Source organism: Bombella apis (assembly GCF_018221685.1).
GTDB classification, from domain to species: Bacteria; Pseudomonadota; Alphaproteobacteria; order Acetobacterales; family Acetobacteraceae; genus Bombella; species Bombella apis.
In genome coordinates this window covers 182557-203484 of the sequence record NZ_JAGJTM010000003.1, presented here as the reverse complement: position 1 = coordinate 203484, position 20928 = coordinate 182557, and the positions used below count along the sequence as shown (strand labels likewise).

The 20928-nt window shown below is 59.2% G+C and carries 20 protein-coding genes and 1 tRNA gene; 14 read left to right on the top strand and 7 right to left on the bottom strand.

The window, feature by feature from the left end; translation table 11 throughout:
* The first annotated feature begins 14 nt into the window (after positions 1-14).
* From ispG to prfA, 3 genes are read left to right on the top strand one after another with little or no spacing between them, the layout of a single operon-like run.
* Complete coding sequence (gene ispG, locus J8Z04_RS02720) at positions 15-1136, top strand: flavodoxin-dependent (E)-4-hydroxy-3-methylbut-2-enyl-diphosphate synthase (protein ID WP_043559955.1); 1122 nt, start codon at positions 15-17, stop codon at positions 1134-1136.
* A complete protein-coding gene (hisS, locus tag J8Z04_RS02715) occupies positions 1136-2386 on the top strand; it encodes a histidine--tRNA ligase (RefSeq protein WP_086441698.1) in 1251 nt (416 codons plus the stop codon). The genes ispG and hisS overlap by 1 nt, the downstream gene beginning before the upstream one ends.
* Complete coding sequence (gene prfA, locus J8Z04_RS02710) at positions 2383-3456, top strand: peptide chain release factor 1 (RefSeq protein ID WP_192848245.1); 1074 nt, start codon at positions 2383-2385, stop codon at positions 3454-3456. Before hisS ends, prfA begins: the two co-directional genes overlap by 4 nt.
* 21 nt (positions 3457-3477) lie before the next feature.
* Here the strand turns inward: prfA and J8Z04_RS02705 are convergent, their stop codons facing one another.
* Positions 3478-3966, bottom strand: coding sequence for a hypothetical protein (locus J8Z04_RS02705; RefSeq protein WP_232086336.1), 489 nt, complete (start codon positions 3964-3966; stop codon positions 3478-3480).
* A gap of 50 nt (positions 3967-4016) precedes the next feature.
* Here J8Z04_RS02705 and prmC point away from each other — a divergent pair, with 50 nt between their 5' ends.
* Together prmC and J8Z04_RS02695 are read left to right on the top strand one after the other, a co-directional pair.
* Positions 4017-4856: a peptide chain release factor N(5)-glutamine methyltransferase gene (gene prmC / locus J8Z04_RS02700; RefSeq protein WP_154981401.1), complete on the top strand. Its 840-nt coding sequence runs from the start codon at positions 4017-4019 to the stop codon at positions 4854-4856.
* Between the two features lie 200 nt (positions 4857-5056).
* The gene (locus tag J8Z04_RS02695) at positions 5057-5515 is read left to right on the top strand and encodes a DUF4167 domain-containing protein (protein WP_043559964.1); all 459 of its coding nucleotides are present in this window, start codon (positions 5057-5059) and stop codon (positions 5513-5515) included.
* Between the two features lie 177 nt (positions 5516-5692).
* On the opposite strand, the gene J8Z04_RS02690 is transcribed toward J8Z04_RS02695, so the two are convergent.
* Positions 5693-5767, bottom strand: a tRNA-Met gene (locus J8Z04_RS02690).
* Positions 5768-5949: 182 nt separating this feature from the next.
* On the opposite strand from J8Z04_RS02690, the gene J8Z04_RS02685 reads away from it, so the two are divergent.
* Positions 5950-7155: a mechanosensitive ion channel family protein gene (locus J8Z04_RS02685; RefSeq protein WP_081563210.1), complete on the top strand. Its 1206-nt coding sequence runs from the start codon at positions 5950-5952 to the stop codon at positions 7153-7155.
* Between the two features lie 58 nt (positions 7156-7213).
* Here the strand turns inward: J8Z04_RS02685 and J8Z04_RS02680 are convergent, their stop codons facing one another.
* The 3 genes from J8Z04_RS02680 to J8Z04_RS02670 form a co-directional block, all read right to left on the bottom strand.
* Positions 7214-8755, bottom strand: a complete 1542-nt coding sequence (locus tag J8Z04_RS02680) for an APC family permease (protein WP_081563209.1) — start codon at positions 8753-8755, stop codon at positions 7214-7216.
* A 114-nt stretch (positions 8756-8869) separates the two neighbouring features.
* Positions 8870-10372, bottom strand: coding sequence for an APC family permease (locus tag J8Z04_RS02675; protein WP_192848244.1), 1503 nt, complete (start codon positions 10370-10372; stop codon positions 8870-8872).
* Positions 10373-10502: 130 nt separating this feature from the next.
* Complete coding sequence (locus J8Z04_RS02670) at positions 10503-11363, bottom strand: undecaprenyl-diphosphate phosphatase (RefSeq protein ID WP_043559970.1); 861 nt, start codon at positions 11361-11363, stop codon at positions 10503-10505.
* A 105-nt stretch (positions 11364-11468) separates the two neighbouring features.
* On the opposite strand from J8Z04_RS02670, the gene J8Z04_RS02665 reads away from it, so the two are divergent.
* Positions 11469-11987 carry an MlaD family protein gene (locus tag J8Z04_RS02665; protein ID WP_232086335.1) on the top strand — a complete coding sequence of 173 codons (519 nt, stop codon included), beginning with the start codon at positions 11469-11471 and terminating at the stop codon, positions 11985-11987.
* 71 nt (positions 11988-12058) lie between these two features.
* On the opposite strand, the gene J8Z04_RS02660 is transcribed toward J8Z04_RS02665, so the two are convergent.
* Together J8Z04_RS02660 and J8Z04_RS02655 are read right to left on the bottom strand one after the other, a co-directional pair.
* Positions 12059-13123: an ATP-grasp domain-containing protein gene (locus J8Z04_RS02660; RefSeq protein ID WP_081563207.1), complete on the bottom strand. Its 1065-nt coding sequence runs from the start codon at positions 13121-13123 to the stop codon at positions 12059-12061.
* Between the two features lie 3 nt (positions 13124-13126).
* On the bottom strand, positions 13127-13672 hold the full coding sequence (locus tag J8Z04_RS02655; protein ID WP_192848354.1) for a DedA family protein: 546 nt from the start codon (positions 13670-13672) through the stop codon (positions 13127-13129).
* Between the two features lie 150 nt (positions 13673-13822).
* On the opposite strand from J8Z04_RS02655, the gene J8Z04_RS02650 reads away from it, so the two are divergent.
* From J8Z04_RS02650 to J8Z04_RS02620, 7 genes are read left to right on the top strand one after another with little or no spacing between them, the layout of a single operon-like run.
* Positions 13823-14845, top strand: coding sequence for a lytic murein transglycosylase (locus tag J8Z04_RS02650; RefSeq protein WP_043559976.1), 1023 nt, complete (start codon positions 13823-13825; stop codon positions 14843-14845).
* Between the two features lie 57 nt (positions 14846-14902).
* Positions 14903-16189, top strand: a complete 1287-nt coding sequence (locus J8Z04_RS02645; RefSeq protein WP_043561153.1) for a D-alanyl-D-alanine carboxypeptidase family protein — start codon at positions 14903-14905, stop codon at positions 16187-16189.
* Positions 16176-16832 (top strand): dTMP kinase, encoded by a 657-nt coding sequence (gene tmk / locus J8Z04_RS02640; RefSeq protein ID WP_192848243.1) that lies wholly within the window; start codon positions 16176-16178, stop codon positions 16830-16832. Before J8Z04_RS02645 ends, tmk begins: the two co-directional genes overlap by 14 nt.
* Entirely contained in the window at positions 16829-17764 is a 936-nt protein-coding gene (locus tag J8Z04_RS02635; protein WP_192848242.1) for a DNA polymerase III subunit delta', read from the top strand. The genes tmk and J8Z04_RS02635 overlap by 4 nt, the downstream gene beginning before the upstream one ends.
* A 51-nt stretch (positions 17765-17815) precedes the next feature.
* Positions 17816-19357, top strand: coding sequence for a methionine--tRNA ligase (metG, locus tag J8Z04_RS02630; protein WP_043559982.1), 1542 nt, complete (start codon positions 17816-17818; stop codon positions 19355-19357).
* Positions 19354-20139, top strand: coding sequence for a TatD family hydrolase (locus J8Z04_RS02625; RefSeq protein ID WP_192848241.1), 786 nt, complete (start codon positions 19354-19356; stop codon positions 20137-20139). The genes metG and J8Z04_RS02625 overlap by 4 nt, the downstream gene beginning before the upstream one ends.
* Positions 20136-20924, top strand: coding sequence for an MBL fold metallo-hydrolase (locus J8Z04_RS02620; protein ID WP_192848240.1), 789 nt, complete (start codon positions 20136-20138; stop codon positions 20922-20924). Before J8Z04_RS02625 ends, J8Z04_RS02620 begins: the two co-directional genes overlap by 4 nt.
* The last annotated feature ends 4 nt before the right edge of the window (positions 20925-20928 follow it).

Here is a 20928-nt window from a genome sequence, read left to right as displayed (position 1 = left end):
CGGAGAGGTTATTGATGAGCAGTTTACGTCCCTATCAGCATATTGAACGCCGTAAATCACGGAAGATCTATGTTGGTAATGTTGCCGTTGGTGGCGATGCACCTGTTTCGGTGCAGACCATGACCAACACGCTGACAACGGATATCGAAGGAACGATTGCTCAGATCCGCAAGGCCGAAATGGCCGGTGTGGATATCGTCCGTGTATCCTGTCCCGATGAGGCCAGCACGAAGGCCCTGAAAACCATTGTGGAAGAAGTCAATGCGCCGATCGTGGCGGACATTCACTTCCATTACAAACGGGCTATCGAGGCAGCGGCGGCCGGTGCGGCCTGCCTGCGCATCAATCCGGGTAACATTGGCAGTGCCGATCGTGTGCGTGAGGTCGTCAAGGCAGCGCGTGATCATGGCTGCTCCATCCGTATTGGCGTCAATGCTGGGTCTCTGGAGCGGCATCTGCTGGAGAAATATGGCGAGCCGAAGCCGGAAGCACTGGTGGAAAGTGCGCTGGAACATGCGAAGATTCTGGAAGATCATGACTTCCATGAATTCAAGATCAGCGTGAAGGCTTCTGACGTTTTCATGGCCGTGGCGGCCTACAAGCAGCTGGCAGAATGCTGTGACCATCCGCTGCATATCGGCATTACGGAGGCTGGCTCCAAGCGGGCGGGGACGGTGAAGTCTGCCCTCGGGCTGGGCAATCTGCTCTGGGCTGGTGTAGGTGACACGATGCGCGTTTCCCTCTCTGCTCCTCCAGAAGAAGAGGTGCTGGTGGGCTGGGACATTCTCAAATCGCTCGGCCTGCGTCACCGTGGTGTGAAGATCATTTCCTGTCCGTCCTGTGCCCGTCAGGGTTTCAATGTGGTGGATACGGTCCAGACGCTGGAGGACCGTCTTCAGCACATCAAGACACCGCTGACACTTTCCATCATCGGTTGTGTGGTTAACGGGCCTGGTGAGGCGCTGATGACGGACATCGGTGTGACAGGTGGCGGGTCTGGTCGGCACATGGTCTATGCAGCGGGCAAGCAGGACCATACCATGCCGGCTGAGAACATGATCGACCATATCGTGGAGCTGGTGGAAGCCCGTGTGGCTGCCATTGAGGCCGGAACGGCCGAGAAGGCAGCGCACTGATGGCACGGTTTCAGCCGCCACGGGGGACGAGGGATCTGCTGGGCGAGGAGATGCGTCGCCACCAGCATGTTGTTGGTACGGGCAGGACGGTCTTCCGCCGTTATGGTTTCAGCCAGTGGGCCACCCCCATTTTTGAGGACACCCATGTTTTTGCCCGCTCTCTGGGGGAAAGCTCGGATGTTGTTTCCAAGGAAATGTATACGTTCGAGGATCGGGGAGGGGAGAGCCTGACCCTGCGTCCGGAGGGAACGGCGGGTGTGGCTCGTGCACTGGTTTCCAATGCGCTGACACAGGCCCTGCCACAGAAGATTTTCTATACGGGCCCAATGTTCCGCTATGAACGGCCGCAGAAAGGGCGCTTCCGTCAGTTCCATCAGATCGGTGCGGAGCTGATCGGTGCGGAAAGTGCCTTCCGTGATGCCGAGATCATCGCCATGGCCCGGGACTTTCTGGTCTCGCTTGGTCTGGCGGATGATCTGCGTCTGGAGCTGAACACGCTGGGTGACAAGGCCAGCCGCATGGCATGGCGGGAGGCTCTGGTGGCCTATTTCCGCCAGCATGAGGATCGCCTTTCCGAGGACAGCCGGTCACGGCTTGAAATCAACCCGCTGCGGATTCTGGACAGCAAGGCAGAGCAGGACAGGGCCCTTCTGGCTGATGCACCAGCTTTTGATGACTATCTCAATGAGGAATCCCGTACATTCTGGGAGGAGCTGAAGGCTGGTCTGAAGGCTTTCGGCGTCTCTTTCGTGGAGAATCCCCGAATTGTTCGTGGGCTGGATTATTACAGCCATACCGTATTCGAGTTTGTTACGGACAAGCTTGGTGCGCAGGGGACCGTTCTGGCCGGTGGCCGGTATGAGGGGCTGGTTGAAGAAATGGGCGGCCCTGCCGTGCCCTGCATCGGCTGGGCCGCTGGTGTTGAACGTCTCGCCGCTCTGATTGATGCTCCGGCTGAGGAGGTCAGTGATGTGGCCATCCTGCCGATGGGAGAAGCTGCCCTGCTCAAGGCCGCTTCCATTTCCCGGGCGTTGCGGGATGGTGGTCTGGCTGTCTCGATCGAGACACGGGGCAACATGAAGAAACGCATGGACCGTGTTGTGCAGTCCGGGGCGACGCATGCGCTCTTCCTGGGGGATGATGATCTGGCACGGGATGTCGTGCAGCTGCGTCATCTGGCATCACGGGAACAGGAAGAAGTGCCCGTGACGGACATCCTTGTTATTCTGGAGCGTGCCCGAGCCTCATGAGTGCGGCTATGGAGCATAAGCTGGAGCAGATCATTGCCCGCTTTGAGGAAATGCAGGCAATGATGGCCTCTGGTGAGGCCAGTGGAGACGAGTTTGTCCGTCTTTCCCGGGACTATGCTGCCATGGAAAAACCTGTGGCAGCCATCCGGGCGTGGCAGGCTGCTCAGAAGCGTCAGAAAGAGGCGCAGGCTCTGGTGCAGGACCCGGAGATGAAGGAGCTTGCCCAGCTTGAGCTGGAAGAGGTCGAGGCCGTGATGCCCGCTCTGGAGCAGGCCATGCAGCTGGCGCTTCTGCCTCGGGATGATGTTGATGAACGGAGCGCCATTCTGGAGGTCCGCCCCGCTGCCGGTGGGGATGAAGCAGCGCTGTTTGCGGCAGAACTCTTCGAGGCCTATCGTCGGTTTGCCGAGAGCAATGGCTGGCGTTTCGAGGTCATGTCCCTGACGGAAAGTGAGCTTTCTGGCATCCGGGAAGGCATGGCCACCATTACAGGGCGAGGCGTGTTTGCCCGTTTCAAATATGAGTCCGGCGTGCATCGTGTCCAGCGTGTCCCGGCGACAGAAAGCCAGGGACGCATCCATACATCTACCGTTACCGTTGCTGTGCTGCCGGAAGCGGAAGAGGTTGATGTGCAGGTGAATGAAGAAGACCTGCGGATTGATGTGTTCCGGGCCTCCGGTGCAGGGGGACAGCATGTGAACAAGACGGAGAGTGCTGTCCGTATCACGCATCTGCCGACAGGTGTTGTCGTGGCCATGCAGGAAGAAAAAAGTCAGCACCGCAACAAGGCCAAGGCCATGCAGATTCTGCGGGCCCGCCTGTATGAGGCGGAACGGCAGAAGGCGCATGACAGCAGGGCGGCCGACCGTAGATCCCAGGTTGGTACAGGAGACCGGTCTGAACGGATAAGAACCTACAACTTCCCCCAGGGGCGGGTGACGGATCACCGCATCAATCTTACTCTGTACAAGATTGATCAGGTCATGGGTGGCGAGTTTGACGAGATTGTCAGCGCCCTGACCCACCATGAGCAGATGGCCCTGCTGGCGGCGGAAATCGGCAGTTCCTGACAAGTCCCCTGGGCAGGGTGATCAGCTGTTGGAGGAGAGGCAGCGGGAGGAGTTGCCGTTGTGGTGATCGGTAGCAGCCGGATCGTTTTCATCCATCAGGAAGAAATCTCGGAAATTTTCGCTACCCACGGCTTCGAAATAATGGCCGTCCGGATTATGGAGGACACCATCTCCACTCACGTCCCGTGTTTCGGCCTTGCCATCATGCATGACGGTAACGGTGCCGCAAAGAGTATAGGGAATATCAACACGGCCCAGAGGCAGAGGGATCACGGCACTATCATCAGCATGGGCGAGGTCAAGGTGGAATGTCGCTGCCAGATGACCATTGAGATAGAGGCGTGTCGACTCTGACACCTCATCGGGCGCACGTCCGTCATGAACGGTGAAACTGCCCCCCGTTGGTCCATCCGGCATGGGCCCGACAGTTTCACCCTTTGCGGCTGGCAGCATCAGGATGCCGAGGCAGAGTGAAACAGGCAGGGAGCGCAGGAAACGGGCTATGGTCATCGTCTGGTTTTCCTGGATGATGGGAGGCGACAGGTCAGGGAATGAAATTCATGCGTAAAATAGACCTTTTGCAGCAGGCCGGGGAGAGGCTTTTTCAGGCCGGGATTGAAGAGGCAGCATTCGAGGCTCGCTTGCTGCTCTGCTGGGCCTGCGGGTGGACCCGGATGGAGCTGATGCAGCATGACGAGATTCCGGCCGAGGGTGTGGACCGCTTCCAGCGTGCCATTCAGCGCCGCAGCCAGCGGGAGCCGGTTGCCTTCATTACCGGGGAGCAGGGCTTCTGGACACTGGATTTTCACGTCTCACCGGAGACATTGATCCCCCGGGGCGATAGTGAGACCCTGCTGGAAGCGCTGCTGGACCATAAGCCGGATCGTCAGTCTGTCAGATCCATTCTGGACCTTGGAACGGGCACAGGCTGCCTGCTTCTGTCTGCTCTGAGTGAATATCCACGAGCCTGGGGGTTGGGTGTGGATATTGCTCCCGCCGCCGCCGCCCTTGCCCGACGGAATGCAGGCCGCAATGGCTTGTCGGACCGGGTGGCTTTTATGGCGGGAGACTGGGCTGCTGCGGTGGGAGGGCGTTTTGATGTCGTGTTGTCCAATCCTCCCTATATTGAACATGCGGACATGGCCCATCTGATGCCTGATGTTGCGGCATATGAACCGCATCGGGCTCTGGATGGGGGAGATGATGGCTTGGTGGCCTATCGCATCCTGTGCCGGAGCCTGCCACATCTGCTTATGCCGAACGGGTGTGCCGTGCTGGAGCTGGGGATGGGACAGGCAGATGCTGTCACAGAACTGGCCGAGGCGGAAGGACTTGCGGTGCTGGAGTGCCGGAAGGACCTGGGAGGTGTGGAGCGTGCCCTGGTGCTTGCCTTTTCTTAGGAAAGCAGTTGGCTTATGGGCTGATGCCTGATAGATTGCCGCAGGAAGATACAGGGGATGGACAGCGTTACGGTGATGGCTGTCGGTCAGGCGGTAAAGTGTCGTTTCCTCTGGGAGTGATGTTTCTTCGGACAATATGGGAAGAAACGGCAGATTGGCTGCTGAAGGCGCCATTGTGACAAGATTGCAGGTTTGAAAATATGAAGCGAATGAGGAACCGTCATCATCGTTCAGGCGGCGGTGGAGGAGCATCCCGTGGCAATAATGGTCAGATTCCTCTGAACCGGAACCATGTTTTTGAGAGCAACGGGCCTGATCTGCGCATTCGTGGCACTGCCCAGCAGCTGTTCGAAAAATATCTTCAGCTGGGTCGTGATGCCACCGGTACCGGGGACCGGGTGCAGGCGGAAGCCTATTTCCAGCATGCCGAGCATTATTTCCGTATGCTCAATGCCATGAATCAGGCAGCTCAGGCGGCCCAGCAGGAGCGTGCCGAACGGCAGCGCAATTATGAGCAGACACGTCAGGAGCGCCGGGAACGTCAGGAGCATGAGGACGAGGCGGCAGCTCCGGCCCCGGCGAGTGAGCGTCGTCCGTCCGAGCGTCGTCGTCGTGCTGAAAAGCGTGATGAAGAGGCCGAGCAGGACAGCGAGGACTGAGGCCACTTTCCCGACCGTACGGCACCAAGAGAGGGCGGGTTGGCTCAGGTCAACCTGCTTTCTTTTTATGAGGCTGTCAGTGTTCTGAAATTATGGGGAAGATACCTGCCAGCACCAGATGCACGGCATCCGCAACGGCTCATTCAGCAAATTTTCAGGGGATGGGAGAAGGGAAGATGGTAGCGGCGGACGGATTTGAACCGCCGACCAAGGGATTATGATTCCCCTGCTCTACCGCTGAGCTACGCCGCCATCATGTCCTTCAGGAGGCATCTGCCTTCCGATGAAGGTGCTTTTATGGCAGGCAGATGAGGAAGTCAACAGGGAGGTGGGCTATCATCATGTTTTTTTGTTCTTTTCTATTCACTTCCTGAGGCGAGGCTGTCATTTTTCGCTGACAGCCTGTTACACCTTCAGTCAGAGGGCTTTTCCTTTTGTCCCAGCATTTCACAAACATCCTCTTTGCGTTCAGCAATGCGCTTTCCTGGTTGCCACCTGCGATCGTATCGATCCTGATGCTCGTGATCGTTGGTCTGACAGCGTTTTATGCCGGACACGGGGCGAGTGCGCTGATCCTGCGTATTCCTGGTACACGCAGCGGGGCGATGATCCGCAACACCGTCAGCGTGTTGCGTCGGCCCATGCAGGTCATGGTTACATTGCTGGTCCTTCTGGCAGCGCTGCCAGCGGCCACGGGCTTTTCATATGAGGAGGAGCAGAATCTCAGGCTGTTCTTTTTCTTTCTGCTGATTCTGGTTTTCGGCTTTTCTCTCATCAGCATGTTCCGCCTGATGTCAGAGGCATATCTGAATCGTCTGGCACGGTTGGATTATGCGGATGACATCATGGCCCGTGCTCATCAGACACAGATCAAGGTGCTGCGGCGGCTTGGAGAGATTCTCATTGGCCTTGTGACGGTTGCTTCGGCCCTGATGCTTTTTCCGTCTGTCAAACAGTATGGTGTGTCCCTTTTTGCTTCTGCTGGAGCGGCCTCGCTGATTGTCGGTCTCTCGGCGCGGGGACTTCTGACGAACCTGATAGCGGGGGTGCAGATCGCCATCACCCAGCCCATCCGGATGGAGGATCTGGTCGTCATCAATGGTGACTGGTGTTGGGTGGAGGAAATCACGGCAACGTATGTCGTGCTGCGTGTCTGGGACTGGCGACGCCATATCGTGCCCATTTCTTATTTTCTTGAAAATCGCTTTGAAAATTGGACGCACAACTCGGCCGCCATAACCGGCGTCGTGTTTCTCTGGCTTGATTATGATGCCCCAATGGATGAAATCCGGGATATGCTGAGGGAGATCGTGCGAAGCTGCCCGCTCTGGGATGGCAAGGTGTTCGATGCCCAGGTGTCGGACTGCACAGATCAGGCCATGTCGGTCCGTGTCATTGCCAGTGCCCGCAATGCCATGCAGAGCTGGGATCTGCGTTGTGACATTCGGGAAAAAGCCATTGCCCGCATCCGGGCGGAGTTCCCGCAGGCGCTGCCACGGCGGCGTGTGGCGTTCGTTTCGCCGGAAACAGGGGCGAAACTGGATGTGACAGACCCGGATACCCTTTTGTCTCCTCCAGTACATCGCCCGCCACCGGGCAGTTACATGGGGCCCGGTAGCCGGGCCGATGGGCGCAGATAGTGTGGCGAAGGAGGGTCCCCCATCAGTCTCGGGCAAGTCAGGACTGATGGGGGCGGTATTATTCTGCTGAGGCTGACGGATTGGCCATGCGGGAGTTGTGATACCCGTAGAAGCGATAGGTCAGCGCACCGATCAGGAAGTAGGTGACCAGCAGAATGACGGGAACAGGATTGCCGCCCAGCAGGGCGTGGATCATGTTGAAGATCAGTGGCAGGATCATGATCAGGCAGAAAATGATCCCCAGAACAGGCGTAAGGCCAATCCAGAATCCCCGGATACGGATTCCTCCCAGTGGCACGCTGAAGGGGCGCCGGGTATCGGCAGCATAATTGCGCTGCCAGATGACCGTAAAGCAGACCATGGCGAAGGCCAGTGCTGTCCCGAGGGAAACGAGATCGCTGATGATGTCGATGGGCAGGGTGGCTGTCATCAGGGCAATGATGGTCCCCATGATGAATGTCCCACGGGCTGGTGTGCGGTAGCGCTTGTGGATCCTGCTAAAGACGGACGGGATGAGCCCGTCCCGCCCGGTGGTCAGCAGGATGCGGGACTGACCATACATCAGGCCCAGCAGGACGGAGGAAAGGCCGATGGTGGCGCCGCCATTCACCAGCAGGGCCAGCCACGGTTTGCCCATGGCCTGTGTGGCAACGGCCAGGGGGTCAGCCACATTCAGCTTGCTGTAGGGCACGATTCCCAGCAGTACGGCTGCTACGGCAACATAGATCAGCGTGCAGATCAGCAGGCTGCCAATGATGCCGATGGGAATGTCACGTGTTGGATTGCGGGCCTCTGATGAAGCAGTGGAAACGGCTTCGAACCCTCCATAGGCAAAGAATATGATGGAGGCTGCCCGGAAGATGCCAGCCACACCAAAGTGGAAATGGGCCTGAGCCGGTGGAATGAAGGGGAACCAGTTGGCCGGGGTGATGTAACTGACACCGATGATGAGGAAGAGGAACAGGACACCAATTTTCAGGGCGACAACGAGAGAGTTGAAGCGGGCGGATTCTTCAACACCACGGGCCAGCAGGGCGGTTACCAGCAACACGGAGATGAAGCCGATCAGGTCCAGCCGGAATCCGGCTGTCAGCGCTGTTCCTTCGGAGCCGGGCACCGGCTGAAGGCTTGTCTGTGTCAGCCAGACTGGCAGATGGATGTTGAAAATGCCCAGCAGGGAGTTCATGTAGCCCGAAAGACCAGCCGCTACAGCGGTGCAGGATATGCCGTATTCAAGCAGCATCAGCCAGCTGACATTCCATGCTGCCCGTTCTCCCATGGAGATGTAGGCATAGGAGTAGGAGGAGCCGGATACCGGGAAGGTGGAAGAGAGCTCCCCATAACAGAAAGCCGTGAAGAGACAGGCTGCCGCCGCTACAAGGAAGGAGAGCAGCACGGCAGGTCCGGCATATTCAGCCGCCGCCGTACCCGTCATGACATAGACGCCCGCCCCAACGGTCGTTCCGACCCCCATGAGCAGAAGCTGCGTGGCTGTCAGACTTCTTTTGAGCGTGACGGAATCATTTTCTGCCGTGATCTGGCTCATGGTCTTGCGCCGTGGATCACGACGCCTGGCGGAGGAGGAGGAACGTTTACGCATAAAGAGGGTGGATCATCCAGAAATAGACAGCGGACTTGATGGATGGGCAGGTTGCCCCTGCGGCCATCCTCGCCTCGTAATCGGAAATGGAAACCATGCAGCAGCCTTCGCCCTTCAGGATGGAGGCTGCTTCATGGTCGAGTTATGCCGTCCATAGAACAGATAGGTCGCAAAACCCAGCCCTGTATAGAGGATGAAGAAGGCCAGCGGGATGATGTTACCCTGCAGGGTGACGTGCAGTATGTTCAGCCCCAGGGGAACAATCATGCAGAGACAGAAGAAAATGCCCAGCATGGGCGTGATGCCCAGCCAGATCCCCCGGATGCGGATTCCTCCGAGTGGCACCTGGAAGGGCCGGTGTGTCTCCGGTGCCCTGTTGCGTTGCCAGATGACAGTGAAGCAGACGATGCTGAAGGCCAGTGTGGTGCCAATGCAGAGCAGATCCCCCAGCAGTGCGATGGGCATGGTGGCGCTCATCAGCCCCAGGATGAGGCCCAGCAGCAGCGTGGCCAGCCATGGTGTCCTGAAGCGTGGATGCACGACGCTGAAGATGCCCGGTAGAAGTCCGTCATGGCTGATGGCGTGGACCATGCGGGAAATTGCATAAAGCAGACCGATAAGAACGGAGAACAGCCCGACCGTGGCCCCTGCATTGATGAGAAAGGCCATCCACGGCTGATTCATGAGGCCCGTTGCGATGGCCAGAGGGTCTGGCACATCCAGCATCTGATAGGGCGCAATGCCCAGCAGTACGGCCGCCACGGTGACATAAACCAACGTACAGATGATGAGACTGCCGATGATGCCTATGGGCACATCCCTGGTGGGGTTGCGGGCTTCTGCCGCTGCGGTGGAGACGGTTTCGAAACCACCATAGGCAAAGAAGATGATCGAGGCAGCCCGGAAGATGCCAGCCACGCCGAAATGGAAATTCCCTTCCGAAGGCGGGATGAATGGGTGCCAGTAGGCAGGATGGAGATAGAACAGGCCAACCCCGACAAACAGTGCCAGCACGCCGATCTTGATGCTGACGAAGGCCGTGTTGAACCGTGCTGCGACCTCAATCCCACGGGTCAGGACCAGGCTGATGAACAGCATGACAACCAGGCCGATCAGGTTGAAGCTGGGATGAAAGGCCAGCAGGCCGGTACTTGAATGAGGGATGGACTGAAAGGTTGTCTGGGAAATGACAGCCGGAAGATGGATGCCGAACCCACTGAGCAGGGATGTCAGGTAGCCCGAAAAGCCGGCCGCCACGGCGGTACCGGCAATGCCATATTCCAGTATGAGCAGCCAGCCGGTCACCCATGCCATTTTCTCGCCCATGGAGAGATAGGCATAAGCATAGGCTGACCCGGAGACAGGGAAGGTGGAGGCCAGCTCCCCATAACAGAGTGCCGTGAACAGGCACGCCGCAGCGGCAATCAGGAAAGAGAGAAGGACGGAAGGCCCGGCATATTCTGCTGCCGCCGTCCCTGTGATGACGTACACGCCCGCTCCAATGGCGGTCCCCACGCCCATGAGCAGGAGCTGCGTGGCGCCAAGGCTGCGCTTGAAGTTATGCTGTCCACCAGCGGACTGTATCTGGGAGAGGGTCTTGCGGCGCGCCTTGTTCATGGCGTGGTCAGCTGGGGCATGAGTGTCACGATTCCTGCATAACGGGGCTGGAACGGTATGATACCGGAATGTTTTTATTCATGACTCCTTGGAAAGCCTTTGTAAATTATGCTGCGGAGTTTTTCTGTGCTCAGGGGTGAAAATGGAGAAGGCAGGCGCTGCCAAGGCCTGCAAGGATGCAGTAAATGCCGAATCCTGTCAGGGTGTGCCGGTTGTCATCATGGAAGAAGCGCAGCAGGAGCCGGGAGCAGATGAGGGCCGTTACGCCAGCCACGACAGCGCCGATGAGGGACTGCGTGATCATGCTGCTGGAGAGATGGACATGGCGGAGCTGCCAGGCCTCTTTGGCCGTGGCTGCCAGAATGATCGGCTGGGCCATGAGCAGGGAAAAGCGTGTCGCTGTCAGATGGTCCAGTCCCCGCATCAGCCCACCATTAATGGTGGCACCGGAGCGTGATAGCCCGGGGAACAGGGCCAGACATTGCCAGAGGCCGATGATGAGGGCATCTTTCCAGGAGAGTTCCTGTGTCTGGTAGGCATTGTCCTGTTCATGCCGGAGGGCCCGGCGGCGCATGATCTCCGTCAGGATGAGCAGCAGGCCGTTGAGGGTCAGGAATCCTGCCACCATGAGCGGATTGGCAAAAACGAGCCGCAGGTGATGCTCAAACAGTCCGCCCATGATGACGGCTGGTATTGTGGCCACGACAAGCAGGCTGCACAGGTGGATCGCCTTGTTGCGGGTTCTGGCTGTCCTGCGGGGGGAGAAGAGGCCGAGCAGGATAGCCCGCCAGTCCCCCCAGAAGACATGCGCCAGAGCCACCAGCGTGCCGACATGCAGCATGGTCAGAAAGGGCAGGAAGGTCGGGCTGTGTTCATCCAGCGACCAGTGAAGGATTCCGGGCAGAAGGACGGCATGGCCAAGGCTGCTGACAGGGAAGGGTTCCGTGATGCCCTGGATGATGGCGAGGATGAAGGCCTGGAGATCTGTCATGCGGAACCATGGTCTGTCTGGAGGTGGGGGAGATTGAGGAAAAGCCGTGACGGATGCTGGTGGGAAAGTCCCATCTATGGTAGCGGTAACGTTCTGTTGTTTTTCATGAAATCAGCTTCTCCGGTCGCAAGGCTAGCAGACTGGGGCGTGAATTTCGAGGTGTCTATGTGGGCGATCCTTAAAGGGCGTGGCGGAGCATTCATTGCCAGCAGCTGTGTTCTTCTGGCAGCCGGCGGGTTCGTTGCCTATGGGCTGGGCCTGCTGGAGGGGCCGGATCGCCACATGACAGGCTATCATGCGACATTCAGTTCCGCGAATGGTCTGGATGAGGGGGCTGACGTGGACCTTGGCGGTGTAACCGTGGGGCGTGTGCGTTCCATCACGCTGAATCCGGAAACCGCCATCGTGGACGTGCAGTTTGCCGTACGGGATGATCTGAAGCTCCCGCAGGATACGGCTGTGGCCATTGCGGCACCGACCATTGGCGGGGACAATGCCCTTCAGCTGCTGCCCGGCAAGGCAGGGCAGACATTGCCGGCTGGTGCCACCATTCTGGATGCCCACCCCCTGCTGTCTCTGGAGCAGCAGATCAGCAATTACATATTTGGTGCGGGCAGGCTTTAGGCTGTGTTTTCCCGCCGGGCTCCCGCCGGGCGGGAAAGGACCGGCGGGGTCCGGCCCGGTTGTTGCCTGCCTCAGTCGTTGGTCGGGTAGGACGCCAGCAGGCGCCGCTGCTTCAGCCAGGAGCGGAGCATCCCCAGAATGCCGGAACTTTTCCAGCCTTCTTTCTTTTTTGCAGCACCGATGAGGAAGGCCTGCCGGTAATGGTAGATCTGGGTGCGGTAGGCCTCTGTCAGAGTCGTGCGCCGGTCCCAGATATGGATGGCCTCTGACCCGACCCCATTGATCTCGATGATCTGAAAGTCTTCCCCACGCTTCAGAGCTTCTGGGGAAGCCATCTTGAGGTCGATCCGGCCGAAATGGAAGTCCGGTATGTCCAGCATGATGGCGTTGATGCGTTCCGTGAGTGCCGGAGTGATGTCCGGCCTCCCATTCCGGAAGATGGACCCCTTGCAGTGATTTCCGGCAAAAACCAGTGACAGCGTTTCTCCGGCGGGCAGAATCTCGGTTTCACGGCCACTGATACGGGGCAGATAGAGCTGTGGCACCTGTCGCATCCGGGGGTCGGCCATGATGAGCTCCTTGAGTGTGGAGCGACCATTGCCGGTCAGGACAGGGGCCTCCTTGTAAGTGAGGGAGGTGATGCGGCCGACAGGCTCATCAGGATGACGGATATAGAAGATGCCTGCTTCCATCGGGTAGGTGATGAGCTGCTGCACCATCAGGGCCACACCCGCCGGGAAGAGTGGCAGCACCTCGTGGAGCATGGCCAGGGAGGTGATCAGCCTCACTCCCGTACCGTTACAGCCGATGTCAGGCTTGAGCACGACCGGGAAGTCGATCCCCATTTCCTTCATGGCGGCCAGCACATCCCGGGCTGCATCAGCTCCGTTATGAATGATCCGATACGGGGCAATGGCCTCTCGGGCCGTGGGGCCGACCATGTCCAGAATGGAGCTTTTGCTCTCGCCACAGAGGCCACCTGTTTCGATACGGGGATTGGCAGCCGTGGAGATGCTGAGGTCTCCATGACGTAACCCCATGAGAATCCAGTAGATGACGATGGGGGTATAGAAAATGCTGTCGGGCCAGAACTCGAAGAGGGACAGCGTCTTGTGATGGGAAGAAGGTGCTGTCATGGACTATGTGTTCCTACGTTGCAGGTGGCTGATGAAACGTCCCATCAGGAAAATGCAGAGGATGAAGCCGATGATTCCCGCCCAGCGCCAGCCACCCTGATGCGCCAGAAGCCACCCGCCAACATGCAGTGCCAGCAGGAAGAGCAGGCTTGTCCAGACCAGCGTTGCGCCTATGGCCGTCAGGGCGAAGGCCAGAAAGGGCGCACGGAAGAAACCGCAGGCCGTATAGAGCGGCAGGCGGCTGCCTGGAACAAAGCGGGAAATGGCCACAACCCCTATGATGTTGCGGGAGAACCACCATTTTGCCTGCTCCTCGCTGGGGAGGGTCAGGAAACGGCGCAGGAACGTCCATCGGCTTCCTGCCAGACCGAGGGCATAAAGGCCCATGTCACCCAAGGCCACCCCGGCATAAAGGCTGCCAAGTGCCAGAGGGATGGAAATCTGGTTTCCTTTGGACGCAATGGCCGCCAGGACGGTTGCAACATCTTCCAGGATAAAGGTACCAAGGATGACAGAAAAGGCTTTCAGCCAGACAGGCTGGGACGCCATGATAGCGCTGATACGGATCACAAAGAACGGTCCTGGCTGTGGTTGGCGGGACTGTGCCATGAAATGCGTCTGTCCGCAATCGGCAGTGCCGGGTATATCGGGGCGTTCCTTTGGATGATGAAGGGGAGATCAGGCGTGATGGGAAGTGGAATGATGAAGAGGCGTCATTTTCTGGCTGCCACGGCGGGAGGGTTGATGATGGGCGGTCTGCCTGCCTGGGCAGGTGGTCGGGCGGTGGCCTCTCGGGGGACGGCCGATTATGCAGCGTTCCTGGGAGGTGTGCGGCAGCAGGCCCTGTCGGCTGGTGTGCCGTCGGCTATTGTGGAGCAGTCCCTTGCGCTGGCTCAGGCCCCCAATCAGGAGGTTTTGCGGCTGGACCGGCACCAGCCGGAATTTACCCTGACATGGGCGCAATACCGTGCACGTGTGATCTCGTCTGCCCGGGAAGAAAAAGGGCGGCAGGCCTGGCAGAGGGTGCGGGGGACACTGTCGCCTTTGGGGCAGACGCTGGGCTGTGATGACAACGCCATCATGGGCATATGGGGGCTGGAATCAGGGTTTGGAGAGCATCAGGGCCGTTTTAATGTCATCGAGGCCTTGGCCACTCTGGCCTTTGATGGCAGGCGGGCTGCCTTTTTCCGTAGCGAGCTGATCAAGGCCATGCAGATATTGGCTCAGGGGGTCATCAGTCCGGCCAGCATGCTGGGCAGCTATGCCGGTGCCATGGGGCAGCCTCAGTTCATGCCGAGTGCCTATCTGCGTTTTGCGGCGGATGGTGATGGTGATGGAAAGGCGAATATCTGGAGTTCCGAAGCGGATGTTTTTGCCTCCATTGCCAATTACTTGGGACGGTCGGGCTGGCGGCGTGGTGAACCCTGGGGAGAAGAGGTTGTGGTCCCGCTGGGGAGCAATGGGCAGTTCACGGCTCTGGCTGCCACGAAATCCCGCCATGCCCCCGTGCATCCTGTCAGCACGTGGCAGGCTATGGGGGTGAGGCCGGTCCAGTCTTCCGGGTTCCTGGCACCGCAGGCTACGGGCAGCCTGCTCCAGCCGGATGGACCTGGTGGACAGGCCTTCCTCGTTTATCATAATTTCCGTGCGATACGGGCCTATAATCCTTCCGATTATTATGCATTGGCGGTCGGGATTCTGGGCGATAGGATGACCCGATAATCACGCCGTCCGGCATGGTGCCGGGTGGCCCGCATGGCGGGCATCGCAGGTTTTTTCATGAAGGCCCCGCCGGTATGGCGGGCATGCAGTGCGGGGATTGACGTGCAGACAAGACGTTCTCTCATGGGGGGAGTTGCCGGTTTTACGGCATGTTCCCTGCTGGCATCATCACGGGCCGGGCAGGCCGCCGGGCTGCACAGGCAGGGGCGGGGGCGTCCGGCAGGGCAGGTGAAGGAAGCAGGTCCGGCTACCGATTCGGTCGTGGGGGATGCCGTGACTCCAATGGGTCCCATGCCGACCTCTGCCCGTTGGGCCTATATTCTCGACAGCACGACGGGGACGGTGTTGCTGAGTCGCAATGCGGAAGAGCGGATGCCGCCGTCATCCCTTACCAAGATGATGACGGCCTATGTCGTTTTTGCTTTTCTGGCCTCCGGGCGTATCCGGCTGGAGCAGGAATTCCCTGTCAGCTCCAGGGCCTGGAAGATGGAAGGTTCCCGCATGTTTGTCCCGCTTGGCAGTTCTGTCAGCGTGGAGAATCTGATCCGTGGCATGCTCATCCAGTCCGGCAATGATGCCTGTGTCGTGCTGGCGGAGGGGATTGCGGGGTCTGAAGAGCGTTTCGTGGCCTTGATGAACGAGGCAGCCCAGCGCATTGGCTTACGCAACTCTCATTTCATGAACGTGACCGGCCTGCCGGATGCCAGCCATTACATGTGCGCTCAGGATGTGGCCATGCTGGCGCAGCATCTCATTCGTGATTTCCCCCGTTATTACGGGTTCTTCGGGGAGAAGGAATTCACCTTCAACCATATCCGTCAGGGGAACCGCAATGTGCTGGTCGACAAGGGGCTGGCTGATGGTCTGAAGACTGGCCATACCGATGCAGGGGGGTTTGGCCTGTGTGCCAGTTCAGAACGGAACGGCAACCGTGTCATTGTCGTCATCAATGGGACTGCCTCTACCAATGAGCGTGCTCATGAGGGTGAGCGGCTGATGAGCTGGGCATTCTCCAGTTTTGAGACGGTTCAGCTGCTGCACAAGGGGCAGGTTGTGGAGCCGGCCGCTGCCGTGTGGAATGGGGAGCATCGCACGGTTGGTCTGGCTGTTGCGGAGGATGTCAGCCTGACCATCCCTGTCGGCTGGTCCTCGAAAGTGCAGATCAGCGTGGATTATCCGTCCCCCATTCCGGCACCGGTGGCAGCAGGGCAGAAGTCTGGCCATGTTTCCGTTGGCCTGCCAGGTCAGCCCAGGGTCTATTCACCACTTTATACGGTGTCTCCGGTCGGTGAGCTTGGCTTTGCAGGGCGGATCCTGTCACGGTTCGGTCATGCTCCGCAGTAAGACCGAGGGAGTGTTCATTACATTGGAAGGGGGGGAAGGTGCGGGCAAAAGCACGCAGCTGGCCCGCCTTTCCGAGCAGCTGGAAGGCGCTGGTTTCCCGGTTTTCCAGACGAGAGAGCCCGGTGGGACGCCAGCAGCCGAAGCGTTGCGGAACCTGCTCCTTTTTGGGGAGGAGAGTTTCTGCTGGCAGGCGGAGATCATGCTTCATATGGCGGCCCGGGCGGATCACCTCGCCAAGGCAATCCGACCGGCTCTGGCAGAAGGGAAAATCGTCCTCTGTGATCGGTTCCATGATTCCACATGGGCCTATCAAGGGTATGGAATCGGAGAGGGCCGGGCAGAAGTTCTGGAGTATATCCGCTCCTTGCGGCAGGTCGTGGGAGGAGAGCCTGATGTAACGTTATGGCTGGACCTGCCCTGCGAAGTGGCCCGTCAGCGTATTTACCGGCGGGGTGGAAAGCTGGACCGGTACGAGGGACAGCAGATGCAGTTTCATCAGCGTGTGCGGGCTGGTTTTCAGGATATTGCCGAGAAGGATCCTGCCCGCATCCGGCGGGTTGATGCCAGCCAGTCGCTGGAAGAGGTGCAGGCGCACCTATACGCTCTCGTGCGGCAGCATATGGCTGGAGAGGGCGCTGCGTGAGGGGGCCTCCGCCTGAACCACGTCTGGCAGCCCATGTGTATGGGCATCAGGCAGCCATACAGCAGTTTGAAGAGTCTTTTGCGTCTGGCAGGCTGCATCATGCGTGGCTGATTTCTGGCCCGTCCGGTGTAGGCAAGGTGACATTGGCGTTCCATCTGGCCCGCAGGCTGCTGGGGGGCAGCGATCTGGAAAGTCCTGCTGGACGGCGCATCTCTGCGGGGACGCATGGAGATCTGTTGACGATTGCCCGGAAGATGGACCCCCGCAAGGGACAGCTGAAGGGGGAGATCACGGTTGCTGATGTCCAGCCCATCCAGAATTTTCTGCATCACACGGCCACGGAGGGTGGCTGGCGGGTCGTGGTCGTGGACGGGCTGGAAAGTCTGAACCGTTTTGCCGCCAATGCGCTGTTGAAGATTCTTGAGGAACCTCCTCCGAAGACCGCCCTCTTCCTGACGACTTCTTCACCGGGCACATTGCTGCCGACATTGCGGAGCCGTTGCCGTGTGCTGGCCCTCGCCGGGCTGGATGAGGCTGACATGAAGGCCGTTCTGCCTGACGTGCCGGATGATGTCCTGCACCGTGCCCATGGGTCTCCCGGTCGTGCCCTGTTTCTGGCACAGGACCGGGACGGCATCTGTGCCGGGCTGGTGGAGCGGGCATTGGCCGGTGAAGAGCTGGATCATGAAAATTGGGTGATCGTCAGCCAGATCGCTCGTGAAGCAGAGGGTTTTGCGTTAGTGTGCGATCTGCTAGGCGAGGCACTGGCCGGTCAGGCACGGGATGCCGCCTTTGCGGGAGATCTGCCCCGGGCAGCTCTCATGGCGGATCGGGCCGGGCGGTTGGGGCAGATGCGGTTGCAGAGTGAGTGCTTCAGCCTTGACAGGGCCGAGGCCATCCGGGAAGTCCTTGCTCTGGCCCGCCAGGGGTAGCAGGCCCGGTTGTGGGTTTTGGTAAAATTTGGACGACAGGACAGATAGATCATGAAGCGGCATTTCACCATCACGACTCCCATTTTCTATGTGAATGGTGCGCCGCATATCGGCCACGCTTATACCTCCATCGCCTGTGATGTGATCGCCCGTTTCCATCGGCTGGATGGCAACGATGTTCTGTTCGTCAGCGGGACGGACGAGCATGGACAGAAGGTGGAGCAGAGCGCAAAGGCGCAGAATGTTCCTCCGCAGGATTTTGCGGACCGCATCTCCCAGAGCTTCCGCCAGATGCAGAAGGACATGGCGGTCCAGACGGATGAGTTCATCCGCACGACAGAAGCCCGACACAAGAAGGCAGCCCAGACCCTTTGGGAGAAGGTTGCCGAAAATGGTCATATCTATCTCGATGCCTATGAAGGCTGGTACTCCACCCGGGATGAGATGTTTGTCGGTGAGGATGAGATCACCCGGCATCCCGACGGCAGCCGGACGGCACCTTCCGGTGCGCCGCTGGAGTGGGTGCGGGAACCATCCTACTTTTTCCGCCTTTCCGATTTTCAGGACAGGCTGCTGAAGCTGTATGAAGAAAATCCCGATTTCATCGGCCCGCATGGTCCGAAACGGGAGGTGGTCAGCTTCGTGAAGCAGGGGCTGCGGGACCTCTCCATCAGCCGGACCAGCTTCCGCTGGGGCGTGGAGGTGCCGGGTGACCCGGACCATGTCATGTATGTCTGGTTCGATGCGCTGGCGAATTATCTGACAGCCGTTGGTTACCCGGACATGAAGGATCCCCGGCATGTTCACTGGCCCGCCGACGTGCATGTGGTGGGCAAGGAGATCATACGCTTCCACTGCATCTACTGGCCGGCCTTCCTTATGGCTGCTGGTCTGCCGCTGCCGAAACGGGTTTTCGCTCATGGCTGGTGGACGGTCGAGGGTGAGAAGATGAGCAAGTCTCTCGGCAACGTGCTGGACCCCAAGGCTCTGGCCGATGAGTTCGGGCTGGACCAGCTGCGCTTCTTCCTGATGCGGGAAGTGCCCTTTGGTGGGGATTCCAATTTCAGTCGCCGTTCCCTCATCACACGGATGAATGTCGAACTGGCCAACGACCTTGGCAATCTTGCCCAGCGGACGCTCAGTCAGGTGGCCCGCAATCTTCAGGGTGTCCTGCCGGAACGTGGTGCCCTGACAGAGGATGATGAGAAGATTCTGGCCCAGGCCACCCTGCTGCCGTCTCTCACACGCACGCATATCGAGCGTCTGGCCATCAGTGATGCGCTGGAAGATATCTGGAAGCTCATCCGGGAGGCCAATGCCTATATCGACCGGCAGGCCCCCTGGGTGCTGAAGAAGGAAAATCCGGCCCGCATGGCGGATGTGCTGCGGGTTCTGGTGGATGTGATCCGCACCGTGGCGACGCTCCTCCAGCCCTATATGCCAGATACGATGGAGAAGATGCTGGACCAGCTGGGTGTGGAGAAGGGCGAGCGTCATATCGCTGCGCTGGAAACACCACTGCCCGGTGGGCGTACCCTGCCCAAGCCACAAGGTCTGTTCCCCCGTTTCGTGGAGGAAGAGAAGGACGCATGAAGGGGCTGATTGACACGCACTGCCATCTGGACCGTCTGGAAGACCTCCCTGCCAGTCTGGATTTTGCCCGGCAGGCTGGTCTGGCGGGAATGGTCACGATCGGGACACGCTGGTCAGAACGGGCCAGGCAGAAGGCCCTGACGGAGCATGACAGTCCGGACCTGCGTATCTGGTGTGCGTTGGGCACACATCCCGATCATGCCCATGAGGAGGTTCTTCCCAGTCTTGATGACATGCTGGCAGAGCTTGAGGCTCCGCAGGTAGCGGCCATCGGAGAGTCTGGCCTTGATTATTTTCATGGCACGGAGGAGGTGAAACCAGTCCAGCATGCATCCTTCCGCCGTCATATCGAGGCAGCCCGTGTGACGGGTCTGCCGCTGGTCATCCATACGAGACAGGCGGATGATGACACCATCGCCATTCTGCGGGACGAGCATGAGAAGGGGGCTTTCCCTTTTCTGATCCATTGCTTTGCCTCCGGTCCGAAGCTGGCCGGAGCCGCTCTGGAGCTGGGGGGGTACCTGAGCTTTTCCGGGCTTCTGACCTTCAAGAAGTGTGAAGAAATCCGGGACGTGGCCCGTCATGCGCCGGAGGACCGTATCCTCGTGGAAACAGACAGTCCTTTTCTGGCCCCCGTTCCCAAGCGGGGCAAGCCGAACACGCCGGGCTATGTCGTGCATACGGCGGTTCGTCTGGCCGAAGAACGTGGTCTGACGGGTGAGCGGCTGGTGGAGATTACGCAAGCCAACACACGGCGTCTCTTCACACGGGTAGCCGTATGAAGATCACGATTCTCGGTTGTGGTGGCTCCGCTGGCGTCCCCATGATCGGGGGTGAGGAAGGGGCCGGAACGGGCCTCTGGGGTGCGTGCGATCCGACAGACAGGCGGAATCGCCGTCTGCGTTCATCCATCGTGATCGAGCATGAGGGGTTCCGTCTTCTGGTCGACAGTGGGCCAGACCTGCGGCAGCAGATGCTGGCAAACGGGCTGACCCATATTGATGCCGTGTTCTATACGCACGCTCATAGTGACCATATCGGTGGGCTGGATGAATTGAGGGCTGTCAATCGTGTGATCGGTCGGCCGATCCAGCTTCTGGCCACGGCAGAGGTTCTGGCCGAGCTGCGGCAGCGTTTCGACTATGCTTTCCGGCCGTGGGAGGGAGGCACCTTCTATCGTCCTGCTTTTGACGTGCAGGAAATTCCCACCCATGGCCCGCTGAAGGTCGGCCCGCTGGAAGGCTGCATCTTCCCGCAGAAGCATGGCTGGACGACAAGTCTCGGCCTGCGTCTCGGGTCGTTTGCCTATTGTACGGATGTTGAGAGTTTCCCCACAGAATCACAGGCCGTTCTGCATGGCCTGTCCTGCTGGGTCGTCGGGTGCTTCCAGCGGGAGGCACATCCATCTCATGGCTGGTTGGGGCGTGTCATGGAATGGCGGCAGCAGTTCCGGCCCCGGCATACGGTCCTGACCCACATGGGGCCGGACATGGATTACGGTCAGCTCTGCGAAAGCCTGCCCGAAGACGTCCGCCCAGCCCGGGATGGCCTGGTCCTGACCCTCTGACTGG